This window comes from Klebsiella sp. CN_Kp088 (genome assembly GCF_040064335.1).
In the GTDB taxonomy this organism is placed as follows: Bacteria; Pseudomonadota; Gammaproteobacteria; order Enterobacterales; family Enterobacteriaceae; genus Klebsiella; species Klebsiella aerogenes.
Genome location: NZ_JBEAIQ010000016.1, coordinates 22,070 through 42,281 on the forward strand (window position 1 = coordinate 22,070; position 20,212 = coordinate 42,281).

Sequence of the window (20,212 nt, forward strand, 5' to 3'; positions counted from 1 at the left end):
GGACAGGCAACGGTAAAACAGGAACCACCTCAAAATAACCGCGGCGTTGGCGCAGAGTGCTGACCCGAGCGCGCGCGTAAAATCGAGCTACCCGTCAACTATAGACGCTCAGAGGAAAGTTGTACAAATTTCTATGGAATAATTTGTACAAATTAGCGGTTAGTGAATGTGTTTTTAATTATGTTATTGATATGTATGTTTTTTATTCTCATGTTTCTTGTACAGACAAGGCGGTAAATCTCTCTGAAAAACGACGAATGCTCTCTGCGCGGGGTTATACTTGTCTGCCAGGAAAGAGAAAAAGGAGGATATGCGATGAAACTATGGCCAATTCTGACCGGGGTTGCGGTATCGCTGGCGTTGGTCGCCTGTAAAACCCCAACGCCACCTCAAGGGGTAAAACCGATAAACCATTTTGACGCCAGCCGTTATCTGGGGCGCTGGTATGAAGTCGCGCGTCTGGAAAACCGTTTTGAACGAGGTCTGGAGCAGGTGACGGCAACCTACAGTATGCGTGACGACGGCGGCATTCGCGTACTCAATCGAGGATTTGACCCGCGCAACAAACGCTGGCGCGAGAGCGAGGGCAAAGCCTATTTTACCGGCGCTTCCACTACGGCAGCGCTGAAAGTCTCTTTCTTCGGCCCCTTCTATGGCGGGTATAACGTGATCGCGCTCGACGAGGACTACCAGTACGCGCTGGTAAGCGGTCCAAACCGCGACTATTTATGGCTGCTTTCGCGCACCCCGGATATTCCGTCCCACATTCGACAGCAGTACCTTGCCCTGGCCGCTGAGCTCGGTTTTGCGGTAAACAAACTGGTGTGGGTGCAGCAGGCGAAGGCTTAAACTATCGCCTGCTGCAGGGCGCGCCGCGTCGGTGAGCGCGGGCCGATAATATTACTGTTTCGGAGCGGCAACCACAAAGCTGCCTACGCCGCGGTTGTTATATTCCCACATGCGGTTGAAGCCGTTGTCGTTAAGGTTACGCTGCGGGTTGCCTTTATCATCCTGCGCGCCAACGTTACCGCTGAAAGCGCGGTTAGAACCGACCGCCGCCGCCCATGGTTGAGCAATGTTAAAGCCTTCATTGATGACGCTATCGCGAATCACCACCTGGCCATTGCTGTTGCCGTCGACGTCCAGCGCGCGGCCCAGCTGCGCGACGTTATCGCCGGACGCGGTGAAGCGGCTATTGGTCGCCAGGAAGCCGTAGGTTACGCTTTTCAGCGTTGCCGGCGCGAAAACGTAGGCTTCTTTCTGCGTACGCGAGTTCACGACGCGGAAATCGGTATTATCGAATACCACCGCGCCGCGACCGGAAACGATATCCACATCGCCTTCAATATAGCTATTAGTTACCAGCGTACGGGTCTGACGGTTATCCTGCAGACGGTTCTGCACGCCGCTATTGGTCACAAAGAAGGTGTTCTGGCGGCCAAGAATGTTGACCTTGTTGATCTGCACCTGGTCGCCATCGCTGCGCAAGGCCACTGCCTGATGGGTACCGGCATCGACGCTGTCGCCGAGATTGTTGGCGATGGTCAGGTTCTGCAGCTGCAGGCCATTATTCTGCGACCAGAAGACCGCGGAACACATCACGCCGACGGTGGCGGCGGATTTGCTCTGGCAGCTGTCGAACATATACCACGCGGGCTTGCCTGGCATGTATTTGCCGCCCGGATTGACCAGATGACGCCAGCTATTGCGGTCCATTTCGGAATCAATCGCTTCGCTGATTTTGACGTCGGCAGGGTTTTCACCGGTACCATAAATCGTCAGCGCGCCCGGCGCGGCAGGCACGTAGACAGTACCCGCATATTCGCCTGGCATAACGGCGATGAACAGGCGACGGGCAGAGTGACGGGCAATCGCCGCATCGACCGCGGCCTGAATAGTCGTGTGGGTCACGCCCTGGGCACCCGCCGGGCCGACGATGAAATCAGGCTGCGCCGGCAGGCTGATAGCGGATGGCGTCCACGTGGCGGCATTCGGCGTCAGCGACTGAAAATAGGCCGCTTGAGTGAAGTTTTTCGCTTCATCGGCGCTAAGAATCGGCCGTGCGGTATTGCCCGGTGCAGTCTGCGTTGAGGGCTTTTGATCGGCAGGCGTCGAGCTACAGGCGGACAGCGTCACGCCGAAGGCCAGCGCCAGCGCCAGACGGGAAACGGAATATGTGTTCATGTTGCTCCGGGCGATAATATGCAAAGTTACATACCCTTTGTGCGTGACAGGGTATAAGTCCTTTAAAACCTGCTGTTTTATACTAACTTGAACGAAACGGGAAGATGCCAGTTCAAAAACTTCACTTCTTTACGCAACGCGAAGCGCTGATGGAACGTCTTTAGTCACAAAAAAAATAACATTTACCCGCGCTTTTATTGACATTACCGGCGTTATGAAAATAAATGTCTATACAACCCATGACAAGTTGAATGCTATGACTGAAGCCACCTCTGAACTCGTTATCTGGCGAAACGCGCGTCTCGCCACTTTGAATCCTGATTCTTCTCAACCATACGGCCTGCTGGAGCGCCATGCGCTGCTGGTGCGTAACGGCCGTATCGAGGCGATCGTCGACGACGCTGACGCCCCGGCGGGGCGTCGTATCGACCTCGAAGGCCGGCTGCTGACGCCGGGTCTTATTGACTGCCACACGCACCTGATTTTTGGCGGCAGCCGGGCGCAGGAGTGGGAGCAGCGGCTGAACGGCGTGTCGTATCAAACCATCAGCGCCAACGGCGGCGGCATTAACTCCACCGTGCGCGCCACGCGCGAAAGCAGCGAAGCTGAACTACTGGCGCTGGCGCAGCCGCGTCTGGAGCGCCTTCTGCGTGAAGGGGTGACAACACTGGAGATTAAATCAGGCTACGGTCTCGATCTGCAAAACGAACGCAAAATGTTGCGGGTCGCCCAACAACTGGCTGACGACAATGGCGTGGAACTGTCGGCGACGCTGCTCTCCGCCCACGCCACGCCGCCGGAATATCATGGCGACGCCGATGGCTATATCTCGCTGGTCTGCGAGACCATACTGCCGACGCTGTGGCAAGAGGGGCTGTTTGAAAGCGTTGACGTCTTCTGTGAAAACGTCGGCTTTAGTCCACAGCAAACCGAGCGCGTATTTCAGGCCGCGCAGGCGCTGGGCATTCCGGTAAAAGGCCACGTTGAGCAGCTCTCGTCACTGGGCGGCGCACAACTGGTGAGCCGCTATCATGGGCTTTCCGCCGACCATATCGAGTATCTGACGGAAGAGGGCGTGGCGGCGATGCGCGAAAGCGGCACCGTGGCAGCCCTGCTCCCCGGCGCGTTCTACTTCCTCAATGAAACCCGCAAACCGCCGGTGGAACTGCTGCGCAAGTACCAGGTGCCGATGGCGGTGGCGACCGATTTCAACCCGGGCACCAGCCCCTTCGCTAGCCTGCATCTGGCGATGAACATGGCCTGCGTCAAGTTTGGTTTAACGCCGGAAGAGGCCTGGGCCGGGGTGACTCGCCATGCCGCGCGGGCGCTGGGGCGACAGGAGAGCCATGGTCAGCTGGCGGCGGGATTTGTCGCAAACTTCGCTATCTGGGATGCCGAGCATCCGGTCGAGATGGTGTATGAGCCGGGGCGCGCGCCGCTCTGGGGGCGCGTGGTACGAGGAGAACTGCAATGATGCTGTGGCAAGCTACGCCCGCGAACCTTTGGCAGGGGCGTGATGATAGCGCGGAGGCGCCCAATGCGCTGCGCCTGTTCCAGACCATCGCCCGCGCGGAACGCTTCGCGCCGCAGGAGATGCCTGGCGATATCGCGCTGCTCGGCTTCGCCTGCGACGAAGGCGTACGGCGTAATAAAGGGCGCACCGGCGCCGGACATGGTCCGGAAACGCTACGCCGGGCGTTGGCCAATATGGCCAGTCATCAGGGCCATGACCGCTGCGTGGATATGGGCACGATTAGCGTCGACGGTGAACAGTTAGAAGCCGCGCATCAGGCGCTGCGCGAGGCGGTGGCCGCCTGTCAACGCGCCGGCAAACGCACGCTGGTGCTGGGCGGCGGTCACGAGACGGCCTTCGGCCACGGCGCTGGGGTACTGGACGCCTTCCCGGGCGAAAAAGTGGGCATTATTAATCTCGATGCGCATCTGGATTTACGCTTTGCCGAATGCGCCAGTTCCGGGACGCCGTTCCGCCAGCTGGCGCTGGAGTGTGAAGCGCAGCAGCGAGGTTTTCACTATACCTGCATCGGGGTTAGCCGGGCGGCGAACACCCAGGCGCTATGGGATGAAGCAGCGCGCCGCCAGGTGGCTATCGTTGAAGATCTGGAGGTGCTGGCAGCCTTCGAAACACGCGTGTTGCCGGAGCTTGAGCGCAATATCGCGCAATTCGACCGTCTGTATCTGACTATCGATCTCGACGTGCTACCGGCGCGCGAAATGCCGGCGGTTTCCGCGCCGGCGGCGCTGGGCGTGCCGCTGGCGACCCTGCTGCGGATCGTTGAGCCGTTGTGCCGCAGCGGTAAGCTACAGGCGGTGGATTTGGTCGAGTTTAATCCGCAATTTGACATCGACGGACAGGGCGCCCGCGCGGCGGCCCGTCTGGCATGGCAAATCGCCCATTGGTGGCGCTAGCGATCCGCGCTATTATTTTCGTTTCGCCGCTCCGCTTATTACGCATAAGGAAAGCCAGGCCATGTTTGCACAACAACCTCGTTCCGCGCCCGCGCCTTTCTATGAAAAGGTGAAGCAGGCGATCAGCGAAAAGATCCACCGCGGCGAGTGGCGTCCGCACGACCGAATTCCCTCGGAGGCTGAACTGGTCGCCCAGTTCGGCTTCAGCCGCATGACCATCAACCGCGCGCTGCGTGAGCTGACGGATGAAGGCTTGCTGGTGAGGCTACAGGGCGTCGGTACCTTCGTCGCTGAGCCGAAAGGGCAGTCGGCGCTGTTTGAAGTGCGCAGCATTGCCGATGAGATTGCCTCCCGCCGTCACCAGCACCGCTGTGAGGTGCTGCTTTTAGAGGAGACCGAAGCGGATGTTATCCAGGCGGAGGCGCTCAACGTCGCCGAAGGCACGCGTATCTTTCATTCGCTGATGGTGCATTTTGAAAATGATGTCCCGGTACAAATTGAAGATCGCTGCGTCAATGCCGCGGTGGTGCCGGACTATCTATTACAGGATTACACCGCCACCACGCCGCATGATTATCTATCGCTCATCGCGCCGTTAACCGAAGGCGAACATATCGTCGAGGCGGTGCAGGCAACGTCAGAAGAGTGCGTGCTGCTGCGCATTCTGCCGCACGATCCCTGCCTGCTTATTCGCCGCCGCACCTGGTCGACGACGCATATTGTCTCACACGCTCGCCTGCTGTTTCCCGGCGCGCGCTACCGTCTGCAGGGCCATTTCAGCTCGTAATTCTCCCTGGCGTCAGCAAAACGTGATTGCTGACGCAATATAACAAAATTGTATCATTTCTGTTAAATCCTGGCTTGCGTAGAGTTGTATAGACAAGTATATGTATCTACGTACACAACGTTAATTGTCAGGAGAAACCCCGATGTCGCAAAGCAAATATCGCCAGCTGGACGTACGTGCCCCGAGAGGCACGACGCTTACCGCCAAGAGCTGGTTGACCGAAGCGCCGCTGCGTATGTTAATGAACAACCTCGATCCCGATGTCGCCGAAAACCCGCATGAGCTGGTGGTCTATGGCGGTATTGGTCGCGCTGCGCGCAACTGGGAATGCTATGACGCTATCGTGAAGGCGCTGAAAAACCTGGAAAGCGATGAGACCCTGCTGGTGCAGTCCGGCAAACCGGTCGGCGTATTTAAAACGCATGAAAACTCGCCGCGCGTGCTGATCGCTAACTCCAACCTGGTCCCGCACTGGGCCACCTGGGAACACTTCAACGAACTGGATGCCAAAGGGTTGGCAATGTACGGCCAGATGACCGCCGGCAGCTGGATCTACATCGGTAGCCAGGGCATCGTACAGGGCACCTACGAAACCTTCGTCGAAGCCGGTCGCCAGCACTATCAGGGCAGCCTGAAAGGTCGCTGGGTGTTAACCGCCGGTCTGGGTGGCATGGGCGGCGCGCAGCCGCTGGCTGCGACGCTGGCAGGCGCCTGCTCGCTGAACATTGAATGCCAGCAGAGCCGCATCGATTTCCGTCTGCGTACCCGCTACGTGGATGAACAGGCCACTTCTCTGGATGACGCCCTGGCGCGCATCAAAAAATACACCGCCGAAGGCCGCGCTATCTCCATCGCGCTGTGCGGCAACGCCGCGGATATCGTTCCGGAACTGGTGAAACGCGGCGTGCGCCCGGATATGGTCACCGACCAGACCAGCGCCCACGACCCGCTGCACGGCTATCTGCCGAAAGGATGGAGCTGGGAGGAGTATCAGCAGAAAGCCGAATCCGATCCGCAAGGCACTATCCTGGCGGCGAAACGCTCGATGGCCGACCACGTTCAGGCGATGCTGGCCTTTAATGAAATGGGCGTACCGACCTTCGACTACGGCAACAACATCCGCCAGATGGCGCAGGAAATGGGCGTCAGCAACGCCTTCGATTTCCCGGGCTTCGTGCCGGCGTATATCCGTCCGCTGTTCTGCCGCGGTATCGGCCCGTTCCGTTGGGTAGCGCTGTCCGGCGATCCGCAGGATATCTACAAAACCGACGCGAAGGTGAAAGAGATCATTAAAGATGATAAGCATCTGCACCACTGGCTGGATATGGCGCGCGAGCGCATCAGCTTCCAGGGACTGCCGGCGCGTATCTGCTGGGTAGGTCTGGAGTGGCGGCAGAAGCTGGGGCTGGCCTTTAACGAAATGGTGCGTAGCGGCGAAGTCTCCGCGCCGATCGTGATTGGCCGCGATCACCTTGATTCCGGCTCCGTCGCCAGCCCGAACCGCGAAACCGAAGCCATGCGCGACGGCTCGGATGCGGTATCTGACTGGCCGTTGCTCAACGCACTGCTTAACACCGCCAGCGGCGCGACCTGGGTGTCGCTGCACCACGGCGGCGGCGTAGGCATGGGCTTCTCGCAGCACTCCGGGATGGTTATCGTCTGTGATGGTACCGATGAAGCGGCGGCGCGTATCGCTCGCGTCCTGCATAACGACCCGGCGACCGGCGTAATGCGTCATGCCGACGCGGGTTACGATATCGCCATTGAATGCGCGGTGGAACAGGGTCTGAATCTTCCGATGGTTGCGGCAACGCAGGGGAACGCTAAATGAAATCTTTAACGCTAATTCCGGGGCAACTGAGCCTGTCGCAGCTCCGCGACGTTTACAGCCACCCGCTGAACATTACCCTCGATAGCAGCGCGTTTGCCGCGATTGATGAGAGCGTGGCCTGCGTTAACGCCATCCTTGCCGAAGGGCGGACCGCCTACGGTATCAACACCGGTTTTGGCCTGCTGGCGCAGACCCGTATCTCGACGGAAGATCTGGAGAACCTGCAACGTTCGCTGGTGCTATCCCATGCGGCAGGCGTTGGCGAGCCGCTGGACGATGACCTGGCGCGCCTGATTATGGTGCTGAAGATTAACAGCCTGTCCCGCGGTTTCTCCGGGATCCGCCTGAGCGTGATCCAGGCGCTGATTGGTCTGGTCAATGCCGGCGTGACGCCGTGGATCCCGGCGAAAGGTTCCGTCGGCGCCTCCGGCGACCTCGCGCCGCTGGCGCATATGTCGCTGACGCTGCTTGGCGAAGGCAAAGCGCGGGTACGCGGCGGCGAATGGCTGCCGGCGACGGAAGCGTTACGTCAGGCGGGGCTGGAGCCGATTACCCTGGCGGCGAAAGAAGGTCTGGCGCTGCTGAACGGCACCCAGGCGTCGACGGCCTTTGCGCTGCGCGGCCTGTTCGAAGCCGAGGATCTGTTCGCCTCCGCGGTCGTTTGCGGGGCGTTAACCACCGAAGCGGCGCTGGGTTCGCGTCGTCCGTTCGATGCGCGTATTCACGAGGTGCGCGGCCAGCGTGGTCAGATTGATGCGGCGGCGCTGTATCGCCACCTGTTGACCGATGACAGCGCGATTTCGCAGTCGCATCATAACTGCGCCAAGGTGCAGGATCCGTACTCTCTGCGCTGTCAGCCGCAGGTGATGGGCGCCTGCCTGACGCAGATCCGCCAGGCGGCGGAAGTATTGTTAGCCGAAGCGAACGCGGTCTCCGATAACCCGCTGGTCTTTGCCGCCGAAAATGACGTCATCTCCGGCGGTAACTTCCATGCCGAACCGGTAGCGATGGCGGCGGATAATATCGCACTGGCGATCGCGGAAATCGGCTCGCTCTCCGAGCGTCGTATCGCGCTGATGATGGACAGCCATATGTCGCAGCTGCCGCCGTTCCTCGTGAAAAATGGCGGCGTCAACTCCGGCTTTATGATAGCCCAGGTCACGGCGGCGGCTTTAGCCAGTGAAAACAAAGCGCTGTCGCACCCGCATAGCGTTGACAGCCTGCCCACCTCCGCGAACCAGGAAGACCACGTCTCGATGGCGCCGGCTGCCGGTCGTCGCCTGTGGGCGATGGCGGAAAACACCCGCGGGGTGCTGGCCGTTGAGTGGCTGGCGGCGGCGCAGGGGCTGGATATGCGCGAAGGGCTGACCACCAGTCCGCTGCTGGAAGAGGCGCGTCATCTGCTGCGCGAACGCGTGCCGCATTATACCCAAGACCGTTTCTTCGCTCCTGATATTGAAAATGCCACCGAGCTTTTGGCCGCACGTCACCTGACGCGTCTGCTGCCTGCCGTATTGCCTGGCCTGAATTAATCACCGTTGTTCTCTGTACCCGCGTCGGGGGGATGTCATCCCCCCGGCCGTCCTACATCGCATATTTGTCGTCATATAAAAAAACCAGGACACCTGTATATGCAACAACAACACAAACCGCATCTGCTGCGCGGGCTGAATGCCCGACACATTCGTTTTATTGCGCTCGGTTCCGCTATCGGCACCGGGCTGTTCTACGGTTCGGCCTCCGCCATTAAGGCGGCGGGTCCGGCGGTGCTGCTGGCCTATCTGATCGGCGGCGCGGCGGTCTTTATGGTCATGCGCGCGCTGGGTGAAATGGCGGTGCGCAATCCGGTTTCCGGCTCCTTCGGCAGCTACGCTCGCCAGTATCTCGGGCCGCTGGCCGGATTTATTACCGGCTGGACCTACACCTTTGAAATGGTGATCGTGGCGCTGGCCGACGTCACCGCATTCGGTATCTATATGGGGTTGTGGTACCCCGATGTGCCGCGCTGGATCTGGATCCTCAGCATCATCTTCTTTATTGGCGCGATGAACCTGTGCAACGTGCGGGTGTTCGGCGAGATGGAGTTCTGGCTGTCGCTGATTAAAGTGGTGGCGATTATCGCTATGATGGCGGCGGGCGCGGGGATTATTTTCTTTGGCTTTGGCCATAGTTTCCCGGCCACTGGGCTGGAAAATCTGTGGAGCCACGGCGGCTTTGCGCCAAATGGCTGGCAGGGGATCATCGCCTCGCTTGGCATCGTGATGTTCGCTTTCGGCGGTGTAGAGATTATCGGCGTCACGGCGGCGGAAGCGCAGAACCCGAAGAAGGTCATCCCGCAGGCCATCAACACCATTCCGCTGCGTATTATTCTGTTTTACGTCTGCACCCTGGCGGTGCTGATGGCGATCTTCCCGTGGAATAGTTTTGGTGAGCAGGGCAGTCCGTTTGTGCTGATCTTTGATGGCCTCGGGATCCCGGCGGCGGCGACCGTGCTGAATATCATCGTGATTAGCGCCAGTATCTCGGCGATTAACAGCGATATTTTTGGCGCCGGGCGCATGATGTACGGTATGTCAAAAGAGGGGCTTGCGCCGAAGTGCTTCCAGCGGGTCGCCAGCAACGGCGTACCCTGGATGACGGTTGTGGTGATGGGCGTGGCGCTGCTGGTGGCGGTGGTGCTTAACTATCTGATGCCGGAACAGGTCTTTGTCCTGATTGCCTCGCTGGCGGCGTTCGCCACCGTCTGGGTGTGGCTGATGATCCTGCTCTCTCATTTCTCGATGCGCCGCGGTTTGTCGGCCGAAGAGCGCAGTAAGATCGAATTCCCGATCCCCTTCTGGCCGGTTGGCCCGCTGTTGACGCTACTGTTTATGGGGCTGGTGATCGCCGTGCTGGGAATGGTGGAAGAGACGCGCGTGGCGCTGTTAGCCGGGCTGGTCTGGCTGGGGCTGCTGACGGTGGTGTGGTATGCACGCGTGCGTAAAACCGCGCTGCAGGTGGCCACGGAACAGTAAGGTCAATCTCCCCGGTGGCGCTGCGCTTACCGGGGCTACGTTTGGACCGTAGATACTGTTATCGGTTTGCAACGGTTTTGGTCGGGGAAAACATGTGCTTTGTGTTAATTCTGACACATTGCGCTCCCAATATTTCTTCTGCGTTATGTCCCTCATGGCGCAGGGAGCGCACAGGGGGCGGCCAGTCGCCGCCGCCCCCTGTACCCCCGGGCTCTGGCCGCCAAAATCGCCACTTCGTGGTACCTTCGACTTATCCCTGCAGGCTTCGGGTCGGGCCGAGGCAGCGTCCTTGCAAAACACGGCCCTCAGCCCGCATCCATGCGGGCTGCCCCGGCCTTCCGGGAACGTCTCAGCGATTTTGAGGCCGCCAACAACGGCAGTTTCAGCAAGCATGGTGAATAAATTAAAGGCAGGCCGCACGGACCGTAGGTCGGGTAAGCGCAGCGCCACCCGACAATATACCGGCACCGCGGGTTGCCCGGATAAGCCGCAAGCCGCTATCCGGGGGATAATTAACTGAACAGAGCGGTGATGGAAGCGCTTGCGAGCGAATGGAAATGGACATTAAAGCCGACCATCGCGCCGCTCGCCTCGGCATCGACATCAATCTTATCGATATCCAGCGCGTGCACGGTAAAAATGTAGCGGTGGGTTTCACCCTTCGGCGGCGCCGCGCCGCCGTAGCCGGCCTTACCAAAATCGGTGCGGGTCTGAATGGCCTCTTCCGGTAGCTCCGCCTGACCGGAACCAGCCCCCTGCGGTAAAACCCGGGTATCGGCAGGCAGGTTGGCTACCACCCAGTGCCACCAGCCGGAACCGGTCGGCGCATCCGGGTCGTAGCAGGTGACGACAAAGCTTTTGGTTCCTGCGGGAACGTCGTCCCACATCAGATGCGGCGAAAGATTATCGCCATCGTACCCCATACCGTTGAATACGTGACGATTAGGCAGCTTGCCGCCGTCTTGCAGATCGTGACTGGTCAGTTTCATGCTTCATCCTCATTGATAATGCGCTGATTAACAAAGAAGTGTAGCTTTCCCGACGGCGCAATTCCGCTGTTTATTCGCTAAAAAATGTTTCTTCTTGTACCGCCATATTGACCGCACGGGTCAGGCGAGTCAGCTGTTGTGGGCTGATGATGTACGGTGGCATCAGATAAATCAGCCGGCCAAACGGGCGGATCCATACCCCTTGCTCAACGAAAAAGCGCTGCAGAGCGGCCATGTTCACCGGATGACGGGTTTCAACCACGCCAATCGCGCCGAGTACGCGCACGTCGGCGACCCATTCTGACTCTCGTGCCGGAGCCAGCTCGGCCTTCAGCTGGGCTTCAATCGCCGCTACCTGCTGTTGCCATTCGCCGCTCTCCAGCAGGCGCAGGCTTTCGCTTGCCACCGCGCAGGCCAGCGGATTACCCATAAAGGTGGGGCCGTGCATAAAGCAGCCGGCTTCGCCATTGCTGATGGTTTCAGCAACTGTTCGGGTGGTGATGGCGGCGGAAAGGGTCATGGTACCGCCGGTCAGCGCTTTACCCAGACACAGAATATCGGCGGAGATACCGGCATGCTCGCAGGCGAACAGTTTGCCGGTACGGCCAAAGCCGGTGGCAATCTCATCGGCGATCAGCAAAATCCCTTCCCGGTCGCACATTTTACGCACTCGCTTCAGCCACTCCGGATGGTACATGCGCATCCCGCCGGCGCCCTGGACTACCGGTTCGAGGATCACCGCGGCGATTTCGTGGCGATGCGCGGCCATCAGGCGGGCAAACGGCACCATATCCATCTCGTCCCACTCGCCGTCGAAGCGGCTTTGCGGCGCGGGGGCAAACAGGTTATCCGGCAGGTAGCCCTGCCACAGGCTGTGCATCGAATTCTGCGGATCGCAGACCGACATCGCGCCGAAGGTGTCGCCGTGATAGCCGTTGCGGAAGGTCAGGAAACGACGGCGCGGCTGGCCCTTAGCCTGCCAGTACTGCAGCGCCATTTTCATCGCCACTTCTACCGCCACCGAACCGGAATCGGCGAGGAAAACGCACTCCAGCGATTCCGGCGTCATCGCCACCAGTTGGCGACAGAGCGCCACCGCCGACGGATGGGTGATCCCGCCGAACATCACGTGCGACATCTGGTCGATCTGCGCTTTCATCGCTGCATTCAGGCGCGGGTGATTGTAGCCGTGGATCGCCGCCCACCAGGAGGACATGCCGTCAACCAGCTGTTCGCCGCCGGCGAGGGACAGCTCGCAACCGTGGGCGGAAACCACCGGGTAGACCGGCAGGGGGGAAGTCATAGAGGTGTAGGGGTGCCAGATGTGGCGCCGATCGAAAGCGAGATCGTCCAGTGTCATAAGCGACTTGTAAACCATTTTGAAAACATTTAGGTTTACGAGTATAAACCGAACCGCAAATTAACAAAACCTTTTGGAGAGGCCAATGACTCACCACGCACGCTGGACAATGTCGCAAGTTACTGAGTTATTTAATAAACCACTCATCGATCTGCTCTTTGAAGCGCAGCAAATCCACCGCCAGCATTTTGACCCGCGTCAGGTGCAGGTCAGTACGTTGCTGTCGATTAAAACCGGCGCTTGTCCGGAAGATTGTAAATATTGCCCGCAAAGCGCACGCTACAAAACCGGTCTTGAATCCGAGCGCCTGATGGAAGTCGAGCAGGTGCTGGAATCAGCGCGTCAGGCGAAAAACGCCGGCTCGACCCGCTTCTGCATGGGCGCGGCGTGGAAGAACCCTAATGATCGCGATATGCCGTATCTGGAGCAGATGGTGAAAGGCGTCAAGGCGCTGGGGCTGGAGTCCTGTATGACGCTCGGCACTCTTACCGATAGCCAGGCGCAGCGCCTGGCTGGCGCGGGGCTGGATTACTACAACCATAACCTCGACACCTCGCCGGAATTTTACGGCAACATCATCACCACCCGTACCTATCAGGAACGTCTGGATACGCTGGATAAGGTACGCGATGCCGGGATTAAAGTGTGCTCCGGTGGGATCGTCGGGTTGGGGGAAAGCGTGAACGATCGCGCCGGGCTGCTGCTGCAGCTGGCCAATTTGCCAACGCCGCCGGAAAGCGTGCCGATCAACATGCTGGTGAAGGTCAAAGGTACGCCGCTGGCGGATAACGACGATGTTGACGCTTTCGATTTCATCCGCACGATCGCCATTGCGCGCATCATGATGCCAACCTCCTACGTGCGTCTCTCCGCCGGGCGCGAGCAGATGAACGAGCAGACCCAGGCGATGTGCTTTATGGCCGGGGCGAACTCGATTTTCTATGGCTGCAAACTACTGACGACGCCAAACCCGGAAGAAGATAAAGACCTGCAGCTGTTCCGCAAGCTGGGCATCAACCCGCAGCAGACGGCGGTGCTGGAAGGTGATAATGAGCAGCAGCAGCGCCTGGAGCAGGCCTTACTCACCCCGGACACTGAGGAATACTACAACGCGGCGGCGCTATGAGCTGGCAGCAACGAATCGATCGGGCGCTGGACGAACGGCGGGCGGAGGAGGCTTTTCGCCGCCGCCTGCCGGTAAGCCACGGCGCCGGACGCTGGCTGGAGCGTGAAGGGGAGCGCTGGCTCAACTTCTCCAGTAATGACTACCTGGGCCTGAGCCAGCATGGCGCGATTATCGCCGCCTGGCAGCAGGGGGCGGAACGTTATGGCGTCGGTTCCGGCGGATCGGGCCACGTTAGCGGCTATAGTGAGGCGCATCGCGCGCTGGAAGAGGAACTTGCCGACTGGCTGGGCTATCCGCGCGCGTTGCTGTTTATCTCCGGCTTTGCCGCGAATCAGGCGTTGATTGCCGCGCTGGCGGAAAAAGACGATCGCATTGTGGCCGATCGCCTGAGCCATGCCTCCCTGCTGGAGGCGGCAAGCCTCAGCCCGGCGCAGCTGCGCCGCTTTACCCACAATGACCCGCAACAGCTTGCTCAACTGCTGGCGAAACCGCTGGACGGCCAGCAGTTAGTCGTTACCGAAGGGATTTTCAGTATGGACGGCGACAGCGCGCCGCTGGCTGACATTCAGGCGGCAGCCCGCAGCGCCGGCGCATTATTACTGGTTGATGATGCTCACGGAATCGGGGCGATTGGCGATGAAGGGCGCGGAAGCTGTCATACGCAGGCGGTTCGCCCGGAGCTGCTGGTAGTCACCTTCGGCAAGGCGTTTGGGGTGAGCGGCGCGGCGGTACTGTGCAGTGAATCGATGGCCGATTATCTGCTGCAGTTTGCCCGTCATCTCATCTACAGCACCGCGATGCCGCCGGCGCAGGCGGTAGCGCTGAGCGCGGCGTTGCGGATCATTCGTAGCGATGAGGGCCAGCAGCGGCGGGAATTCTTGAGCGCCCGCATCCGTCAGTTCCGCGCTGGAATGGGCGATGTTTCGCTGGGGCTGACCGATTCCCGGAGCGCGATTCAGCCGCTGATCGTTGGCGATAACGCGCGAGCGCTAGCCCTGGCATCCAGCCTACGCGAGGCCGGCTGTTGGGCTACCGCCATTCGTCCGCCGACGGTTCCCGCCGGCGGCGCGCGTCTGCGCCTGACTCTGACTGCCGCTCATCAGGCCGAGGACATTGCGCGTTTACTGGAGGTGCTGCATGGCCACGGTGAATAAGCAGGCTGTGGCCGCGGCGTTTGGTCGCGCGGCCAGCGGCTATACGCAACATGATGAGCTGCAGCGCCGCAGCGCTGAATTGCTGCTGCGCCAGTTGGCGAGGAGCGATTTTGCCCGAGTGCTGGACGCTGGCTGTGGGCCCGGCAGCATGAGCCGTTACTGGCGCGAAGCGGGAAGCGAAGTTACCGCGCTGGATCTCTCCGCCGGGATGCTGGCGCAGGCGCAACGCAACGGCGCCGCGCAGCATTATCTACAGGGCGATATCGAAGCGCTGCCGCTGCCGGATGCCTGCTTCGATCTGGCATGGAGTAACCTGGCGGTGCAGTGGTGTGACGAGCTAAGCGCGGCAATCGGCGAGCTGTACCGGGTGGTGCGGCCCGGCGGACGGGTGGCGTTCACCACGTTGCTCGCCGGATCGCTACCAGAGCTCAATCAAGCGTGGCGGGCGGTCGATGAACATCCCCATGCCAACCGTTTTCTCAGCGAAAAGGCGGTAAGGGCGGCGCTGAGCGGCCTGCGCGCCGAAGGCGTCGTGCATCAGATTAGCTTACCGTTCGCCGATGCGCTAAGCGCCATGCGCTCGCTAAAGGGCATTGGCGCTACCCACTTACATCAGGGGCGGGCGTCTGCGCCGCTTAGCCGCGGCAAGCTGCGCGAACTGCAGCTCGCCTGGCCGCAACAGCAGGGCCAGTGCCCGCTGACGTATCATCTTTTTACAGGAGTCATTGAACGTGACTAAACGTTTCTTCGTCACCGGAACCGATACTGAAGTCGGTAAAACCGTCGCCAGTAGCGCGCTGTTGCAGGCGGCGAATCAGCTGGGATTTAACACCGCGGGCTATAAACCGGTGGCTTCCGGGAGCGACCTGACCGCACAAGGGTTACGCAATGAAGATGCGCTGGCCCTGCAGTGTAATAGCCGGGTGGCGCTGCGCTATGAACAGGTTAACCCTTATACTTTTGCCGAGCCGACCTCGCCGCATATTATTAGCGCCGATGAAGGGCGACCGATTGCCGCGACGACGCTTTCCAGCGGTTTACGCGAACTGGAGCGCCTGGCCGACTGGGTGCTGGTGGAAGGGGCGGGCGGCTGGTTTACGCCGCTCTCGGAAACCCTGACCTTCGCCGACTGGGCGCAGCAGGAGCAATTGCCGGTGATTTTAGTGGTCGGCGTCAAACTTGGCTGTATCAATCACGCGATGCTCACCGCCCAGGCGGTACGCGAAGCCGGGCTGCCGCTCGTGGGCTGGATCGCCAACGATATCCAGCCGCCGGGTAAACGCCATCGCGAATATCTGCAAACCTTAACGCGGGTATTGCCAGCGCCGCTGCTGGGGGAAATTCCCTGGCTTGACGACGCATCGCAGCGTCAGGATCTCGCGCAGTACCTGGATCTGAGCCCCCTGCAATAACCCTGCATAAACCTGCGAGACGGCTCTATTTTTTGTTGACAGGACGATGAAATGTGGTCCAGAAAACGCAAAAAATCCAGCCGTCTTTAGCTGATAAATATCAAAAAAAATTCGATAATTTTTTTTAGCCACGGGCTTTGGTCCGATGAGACTTTTCTGCCGGGTGGCAGACCTCGCGGCCTGCAGGCAGTTATCCACTATTCCTGTGGATAACCTTGTGTATTAGAGTTAGAAAACTTGCGGTAAGCTAGAGAGTACGCGGCCTGCGAGCAAATTGGCGCGAAACCCGTCTTTTGATAAATTATGTTTTATTTCAACAAGTTAAATAAAAGCAATGGCTGTCAGAAAAGTGTCACCGGCTGCCATAAAAGATTCATTACCTTGCTTGACAAATGTTAAATGATAAATGTTTCTGGGGATAACCACACAGGCTGGTGGATTATTCCGCAAAGCGCGCATTTTACGCCCGCAGTCGGACGACCGCGCGTCCTTTTGCCGCCATACAATAATGCGATACTGTTTTTATATCCAGTATTATTTATTGGCAAAAATGAAACTGAAGGGTAGAATTAAACACCTGCTGGCCAATCCCATCTTCAGGTCCTGAAATATGAGCAAACCATTCAAGCTGCACTCCGCATTCCGTCCTTCCGGCGATCAGCCCGAAGCCATCCGCCGTCTGGAAGAGGGGCTGGAAGATGGCCTTGCGCATCAAACCCTGCTTGGGGTAACCGGTTCGGGGAAAACCTTCACCATCGCCAACGTTATCGCTGACTTACAGCGCCCGACGATGGTGCTGGCGCCGAACAAAACCCTGGCGGCGCAGCTGTATGGCGAGATGAAAGAGTTCTTTCCCGAGAATGCGGTGGAGTATTTTGTCTCCTACTACGATTATTACCAGCCTGAAGCCTACGTACCGAGCTCGGATACCTTTATCGAAAAAGACGCCTCGGTGAACGAACACATTGAGCAGATGCGTCTGTCGGCCACCAAAGCGTTGCTCGAACGGCGCGATGTAGTGGTGGTGGCTTCGGTTTCCGCCATCTACGGTCTTGGCGACCCGGATCTGTATCTGAAGATGATGCTGCACCTGACCACCGGCATGCTGATCGACCAGCGGGCGATCCTGCGTCGGCTGGCGGAACTGCAATACACCCGCAACGATCAGGCCTTCCAGCGCGGCACTTTCCGCGTCCGCGGCGAGGTTATCGATGTCTTCCCGGCGGAATCCGATGATATCGCGCTGCGTATTGAACTGTTTGACGAAGAGGTCGAGCGGCTATCGCTGTTTGACCCGCTGACCGGCCACGTCGAATCGTCCATTCCACGCTATACCATCTATCCGAAGACCCACTACGTTACGCCGCGCGAGCGTATCGTACAGGCAATGGAAGAGATCAAAGACGAGCTGGCTGACCGCCGCAAGGTCCTGCTGGCGAACAATAAACTGCTTGAAGAGCAGCGGCTGAGCCAGCGCACTCAGTTCGACCTCGAAATGATGAACGAGCTGGGCTACTGCTCGGGGATTGAAAACTACTCGCGCTTTCTCTCCGGGCGCGGGCCGGGCGAGCCGCCGCCGACGCTGTTCGACTACCTGCCGGCGGATGGCCTGCTGGTTATCGATGAATCGCACGTGACTATCCCGCAAATCGGCGGTATGTACCGTGGCGACCGGGCGCGTAAAGAGACGCTGGTGGAATATGGCTTTCGCCTGCCGTCAGCGCTGGATAACCGGCCGATGAAGTTCGAAGAGTTTGAAGCGCTGGCACCGCAGACCATCTACGTTTCAGCGACGCCGGGTCCCTATGAGCTGGAAAAATCCGGCGATGAGGTGGTAGACCAGGTCGTTCGCCCAACGGGCCTACTGGATCCGGTTATCGAAGTGCGGCCGGTGGCGACGCAGGTCGACGATCTGTTATCAGAAATCCGTACCCGTGCGGCGATCAATGAGCGTGTACTGGTGACGACGCTGACCAAACGCATGGCGGAGGATTTAACCGAATACCTGGAAGAGCACGGTGAACGGGTGCGCTATCTGCACTCCGATATCGATACCGTCGAGCGTATGGAAATTATTCGCGATCTGCGTCTTGGCGAGTTCGACGTGCTGGTGGGGATCAACCTGCTGCGCGAAGGGCTGGATATGCCGGAAGTATCGCTGGTGGCGATACTTGATGCCGATAAAGAGGGCTTCCTGCGTTCCGAGCGCTCGCTTATCCAGACCATCGGCCGCGCGGCGCGTAACGTGAACGGTAAGGCGATTCTTTACGGCGATAAAATCACGCCATCGATGGCGAAGGCGATCGGTGAAACCGAACGCCGCCGCGAGAAGCAGCAGCGTTATAACGAAGAGCACGGTATTGTGCCGCAGGGTCTTAATAAGAAAGTGGTCGATATTCTGGCGCTGGGTCAGAACATCGCGAAGACCAAAGCCAAAGGCCGTGGCAAAGCCCGTTCTCCGGTGGAAGCCGATAGCGTCGAACTGACACCGAAAGCGCTGCAGCAGAAAATCCACGAGCTGGAAGGGCAAATGATGCAGCATGCCCAGAACCTTGAGTTCGAAGAAGCCGCGCAGATCCGCGATCAATTGCATCAGCTACGTGAACTGTTTATTGCGGCATCATAAGGGTGATAGGGGAGCCGTGCAAAAATGACGGCAATGCGCAATTTGCAATTGCCGTCACGCTATTATCGTAGGATCTTAATGTTGGCTTAATTTTCTTCAGCGACACTATCCTCAGTTTAATGAGGATAGCGCCATGCAAAAACTGACCAACCGTGAATATCTGGCCATTGCGACCGCCTTTGTGATTGTGGTCGCCTTCTTACATCAATGGGTATTAACCTTCTGACGCGCGCTGCGCGGGAATAGCACCCAGGCGCGGACGCCCGGTCCGGGCTGGCGGTTATGTAAAAAGAATTGCGCATCGTGTAGTTGAGCGATGCGGGTGACAATGCTTAAACCGAGGCCTATTCCGCCATAGCGGCTGTCCATGCGGACAAACGCTTTACTCAGCTCGCCACTTTTGGCCTCATCAATGCCCGGCCCTTCATCTTCTACTGCCAGAATCGGCGTATTTCCCGGTTTTACCGAAATCTTAATCTTCGACCCCACGGGGCTATAGCGGTGCGCATTCTCCACCAGATTGCGTAAAATCACCCGCGCCAGGGTCGCATCTCCGGAAATGAGATCCGCGCCTGCGCCGCTTTCTATCTCCAGGGTCTGTTGGCGCGCTTCAAGCATCGTTGCCAACTCATCCTGCAGAGGCTCCACCACATCTTCGTGCAAATGCACCTGCTGGTAACTCCCGGCGGAAAACGACTGCCCGACGCGCGCCAGTTGTAGCAGCTGCGAAATGCTGTTGGTCATCTGATCGAGACGTTGAATTAAGGGATCAACGCTGACGCCGTGTACCTTTGCCAGCAGCTCCAGATGCAGGCGCAGCCCGGCAAGGGGGGTACGCAGTTCGTGGGCGACGTCGGCGGTAAACAGACGCTCCCGTTCGAGCGTCAGGGTCAGCCGCGACACCAGTTGATTAATCGCCATGGTCACTGCGGTCACTTCCGGCACCGACTCCTGCAAAATAATGGGTTGCAGATTATCCGGCGTCCGGCTTTCCAGCTCGCTTTGCAGATTTGATAGCGGACGGGTGATTTTCTTCACCGCCACCAGGCTGATATATAGCGCCAGACCGATGATCAGCAGGCTTGGCACCAGCAGGCTGGCGACCGCTTCGCGTACCTCATGTTCGACGTGCCTTTGATTGTTATGACCCTCAATGGCGCTGGCAACCAGCAGCTGGATTTGCTCTTTGCTTTCATGCCATAGCCAAAATACGCTGATCAGTTGGCAGACCACCAGAATCGCGCCGATGGTCAGCAGCAGGCGGTGGCGCATGGTCCAGGTTTCGGTCGCAAACAGTGCCAT

16 protein-coding genes are annotated in these 20,212 nt (G+C 59.0%); 12 read left to right on the plus strand and 4 right to left on the minus strand.

Translation table 11 applies throughout. The features are described from left to right. Positions 1 to 315: 315 nt before the first annotated feature. The gene (gene blc, locus ABLV08_RS06795; protein WP_020079325.1) at positions 316 to 849 is read left to right on the plus strand and encodes an outer membrane lipoprotein Blc; all 534 of its coding nucleotides are present in this window, start codon (positions 316 to 318) and stop codon (positions 847 to 849) included. Positions 850 to 900: 51 nt separating this feature from the next. Here the strand turns inward: blc and ABLV08_RS06800 are convergent, their stop codons facing one another. Next, on the minus strand, positions 901 to 2,184 hold the full coding sequence (locus tag ABLV08_RS06800; RefSeq protein WP_032714113.1) for a putative acyl-CoA thioester hydrolase: 1,284 nt from the start codon (positions 2,182 to 2,184) through the stop codon (positions 901 to 903). A gap of 214 nt (positions 2,185 to 2,398) precedes the next feature. Here ABLV08_RS06800 and hutI point away from each other — a divergent pair, with 214 nt between their 5' ends. The 6 genes from hutI (at position 2,399) to ABLV08_RS06830 (ending at position 10,243) form a co-directional block, all read left to right on the plus strand. After that, complete coding sequence (gene hutI, locus ABLV08_RS06805) at positions 2,399 to 3,658, plus strand: imidazolonepropionase (protein ID WP_188002848.1); 1,260 nt, start codon at positions 2,399 to 2,401, stop codon at positions 3,656 to 3,658. Further along, on the plus strand, positions 3,655 to 4,611 hold the full coding sequence (hutG, locus tag ABLV08_RS06810) for a formimidoylglutamase (RefSeq protein ID WP_020079323.1): 957 nt from the start codon (positions 3,655 to 3,657) through the stop codon (positions 4,609 to 4,611). Before hutI ends, hutG begins: the two co-directional genes overlap by 4 nt. Positions 4,612 to 4,672: 61 nt before the next feature. Then, the gene (locus tag ABLV08_RS06815) at positions 4,673 to 5,398 is read left to right on the plus strand and encodes a histidine utilization repressor (RefSeq protein WP_045386626.1); all 726 of its coding nucleotides are present in this window, start codon (positions 4,673 to 4,675) and stop codon (positions 5,396 to 5,398) included. Positions 5,399 to 5,540: 142 nt separating this feature from the next. Beyond that, on the plus strand, positions 5,541 to 7,229 hold the full coding sequence (gene hutU / locus ABLV08_RS06820) for a urocanate hydratase (protein WP_032712917.1): 1,689 nt from the start codon (positions 5,541 to 5,543) through the stop codon (positions 7,227 to 7,229). Then, positions 7,226 to 8,761 (plus strand): histidine ammonia-lyase, encoded by a 1,536-nt coding sequence (gene hutH / locus ABLV08_RS06825; RefSeq protein WP_015367622.1) that lies wholly within the window; start codon positions 7,226 to 7,228, stop codon positions 8,759 to 8,761. The genes hutU and hutH overlap by 4 nt, the downstream gene beginning before the upstream one ends. 99 nt (positions 8,762 to 8,860) lie before the next feature. After that, complete coding sequence (locus tag ABLV08_RS06830) at positions 8,861 to 10,243, plus strand: amino acid permease (RefSeq protein WP_348855682.1); 1,383 nt, start codon at positions 8,861 to 8,863, stop codon at positions 10,241 to 10,243. 512 nt (positions 10,244 to 10,755) lie between these two features. On the opposite strand, the gene ABLV08_RS06835 is transcribed toward ABLV08_RS06830, so the two are convergent. Together ABLV08_RS06835 and bioA are read right to left on the minus strand one after the other, a co-directional pair. Next, positions 10,756 to 11,232 carry a kinase inhibitor gene (locus tag ABLV08_RS06835; protein ID WP_015704792.1) on the minus strand — a complete coding sequence of 159 codons (477 nt, stop codon included), beginning with the start codon at positions 11,230 to 11,232 and terminating at the stop codon, positions 10,756 to 10,758. Positions 11,233 to 11,302: 70 nt separating this feature from the next. Next, a complete protein-coding gene (gene bioA, locus ABLV08_RS06840; protein ID WP_015704793.1) occupies positions 11,303 to 12,592 on the minus strand; it encodes an adenosylmethionine--8-amino-7-oxononanoate transaminase in 1,290 nt (429 codons plus the stop codon). Positions 12,593 to 12,677: 85 nt separating this feature from the next. Between bioA and bioB the strand changes: the two genes are divergently transcribed. The 5 genes from bioB (at position 12,678) to uvrB (ending at position 18,910) form a co-directional block, all read left to right on the plus strand. Further along, entirely contained in the window at positions 12,678 to 13,718 is a 1,041-nt protein-coding gene (bioB, locus tag ABLV08_RS06845; RefSeq protein WP_049052508.1) for a biotin synthase BioB, read from the plus strand. Continuing rightward, positions 13,715 to 14,872 carry an 8-amino-7-oxononanoate synthase gene (gene bioF / locus ABLV08_RS06850; RefSeq protein WP_259925406.1) on the plus strand — a complete coding sequence of 386 codons (1,158 nt, stop codon included), beginning with the start codon at positions 13,715 to 13,717 and terminating at the stop codon, positions 14,870 to 14,872. Before bioB ends, bioF begins: the two co-directional genes overlap by 4 nt. Next, positions 14,856 to 15,611, plus strand: coding sequence for a malonyl-ACP O-methyltransferase BioC (gene bioC, locus ABLV08_RS06855; protein ID WP_032712952.1), 756 nt, complete (start codon positions 14,856 to 14,858; stop codon positions 15,609 to 15,611). The genes bioF and bioC overlap by 17 nt, the downstream gene beginning before the upstream one ends. Next, positions 15,604 to 16,284 carry a dethiobiotin synthase gene (bioD, locus tag ABLV08_RS06860; RefSeq protein WP_063410642.1) on the plus strand — a complete coding sequence of 227 codons (681 nt, stop codon included), beginning with the start codon at positions 15,604 to 15,606 and terminating at the stop codon, positions 16,282 to 16,284. Before bioC ends, bioD begins: the two co-directional genes overlap by 8 nt. A gap of 610 nt (positions 16,285 to 16,894) precedes the next feature. Then, on the plus strand, positions 16,895 to 18,910 hold the full coding sequence (gene uvrB, locus ABLV08_RS06865; RefSeq protein WP_015367612.1) for an excinuclease ABC subunit UvrB: 2,016 nt from the start codon (positions 16,895 to 16,897) through the stop codon (positions 18,908 to 18,910). Positions 18,911 to 19,114: 204 nt separating this feature from the next. Here uvrB and pmrB read toward each other — a convergent pair whose 3' ends face one another. After that, complete coding sequence (pmrB, locus tag ABLV08_RS06870) at positions 19,115 to 20,212, minus strand: two-component system sensor histidine kinase PmrB (protein ID WP_087867910.1); 1,098 nt, start codon at positions 20,210 to 20,212, stop codon at positions 19,115 to 19,117.

Coding starts and splice junctions, on each gene's coding strand:
- blc (WP_020079325.1), top strand. CDS start 316: ATGAAACTATGGCCAATTCTGACCGGGGTTGCGGTATCGCTGGCGTTG.
- ABLV08_RS06800 (WP_032714113.1), bottom strand. CDS start 2,184: ATGAACACATATTCCGTTTCCCGTCTGGCGCTGGCGCTGGCCTTCGGC.
- hutI (WP_188002848.1), top strand. CDS start 2,399: ATGAAAATAAATGTCTATACAACCCATGACAAGTTGAATGCTATGACT.
- hutG (WP_020079323.1), top strand. CDS start 3,655: ATGATGCTGTGGCAAGCTACGCCCGCGAACCTTTGGCAGGGGCGTGAT.
- ABLV08_RS06815 (WP_045386626.1), top strand. CDS start 4,673: ATGTTTGCACAACAACCTCGTTCCGCGCCCGCGCCTTTCTATGAAAAG.
- hutU (WP_032712917.1), top strand. CDS start 5,541: ATGTCGCAAAGCAAATATCGCCAGCTGGACGTACGTGCCCCGAGAGGC.
- hutH (WP_015367622.1), top strand. CDS start 7,226: ATGAAATCTTTAACGCTAATTCCGGGGCAACTGAGCCTGTCGCAGCTC.
- ABLV08_RS06830 (WP_348855682.1), top strand. CDS start 8,861: ATGCAACAACAACACAAACCGCATCTGCTGCGCGGGCTGAATGCCCGA.
- ABLV08_RS06835 (WP_015704792.1), bottom strand. CDS start 11,232: ATGAAACTGACCAGTCACGATCTGCAAGACGGCGGCAAGCTGCCTAAT.
- bioA (WP_015704793.1), bottom strand. CDS start 12,592: ATGACACTGGACGATCTCGCTTTCGATCGGCGCCACATCTGGCACCCC.
- bioB (WP_049052508.1), top strand. CDS start 12,678: ATGACTCACCACGCACGCTGGACAATGTCGCAAGTTACTGAGTTATTT.
- bioF (WP_259925406.1), top strand. CDS start 13,715: ATGAGCTGGCAGCAACGAATCGATCGGGCGCTGGACGAACGGCGGGCG.
- bioC (WP_032712952.1), top strand. CDS start 14,856: ATGGCCACGGTGAATAAGCAGGCTGTGGCCGCGGCGTTTGGTCGCGCG.
- uvrB (WP_015367612.1), top strand. CDS start 16,895: ATGAGCAAACCATTCAAGCTGCACTCCGCATTCCGTCCTTCCGGCGAT.
- pmrB (WP_087867910.1), bottom strand. CDS start 20,212: ATGGCACTGTTTGCGACCGAAACCTGGACCATGCGCCACCGCCTGCTG.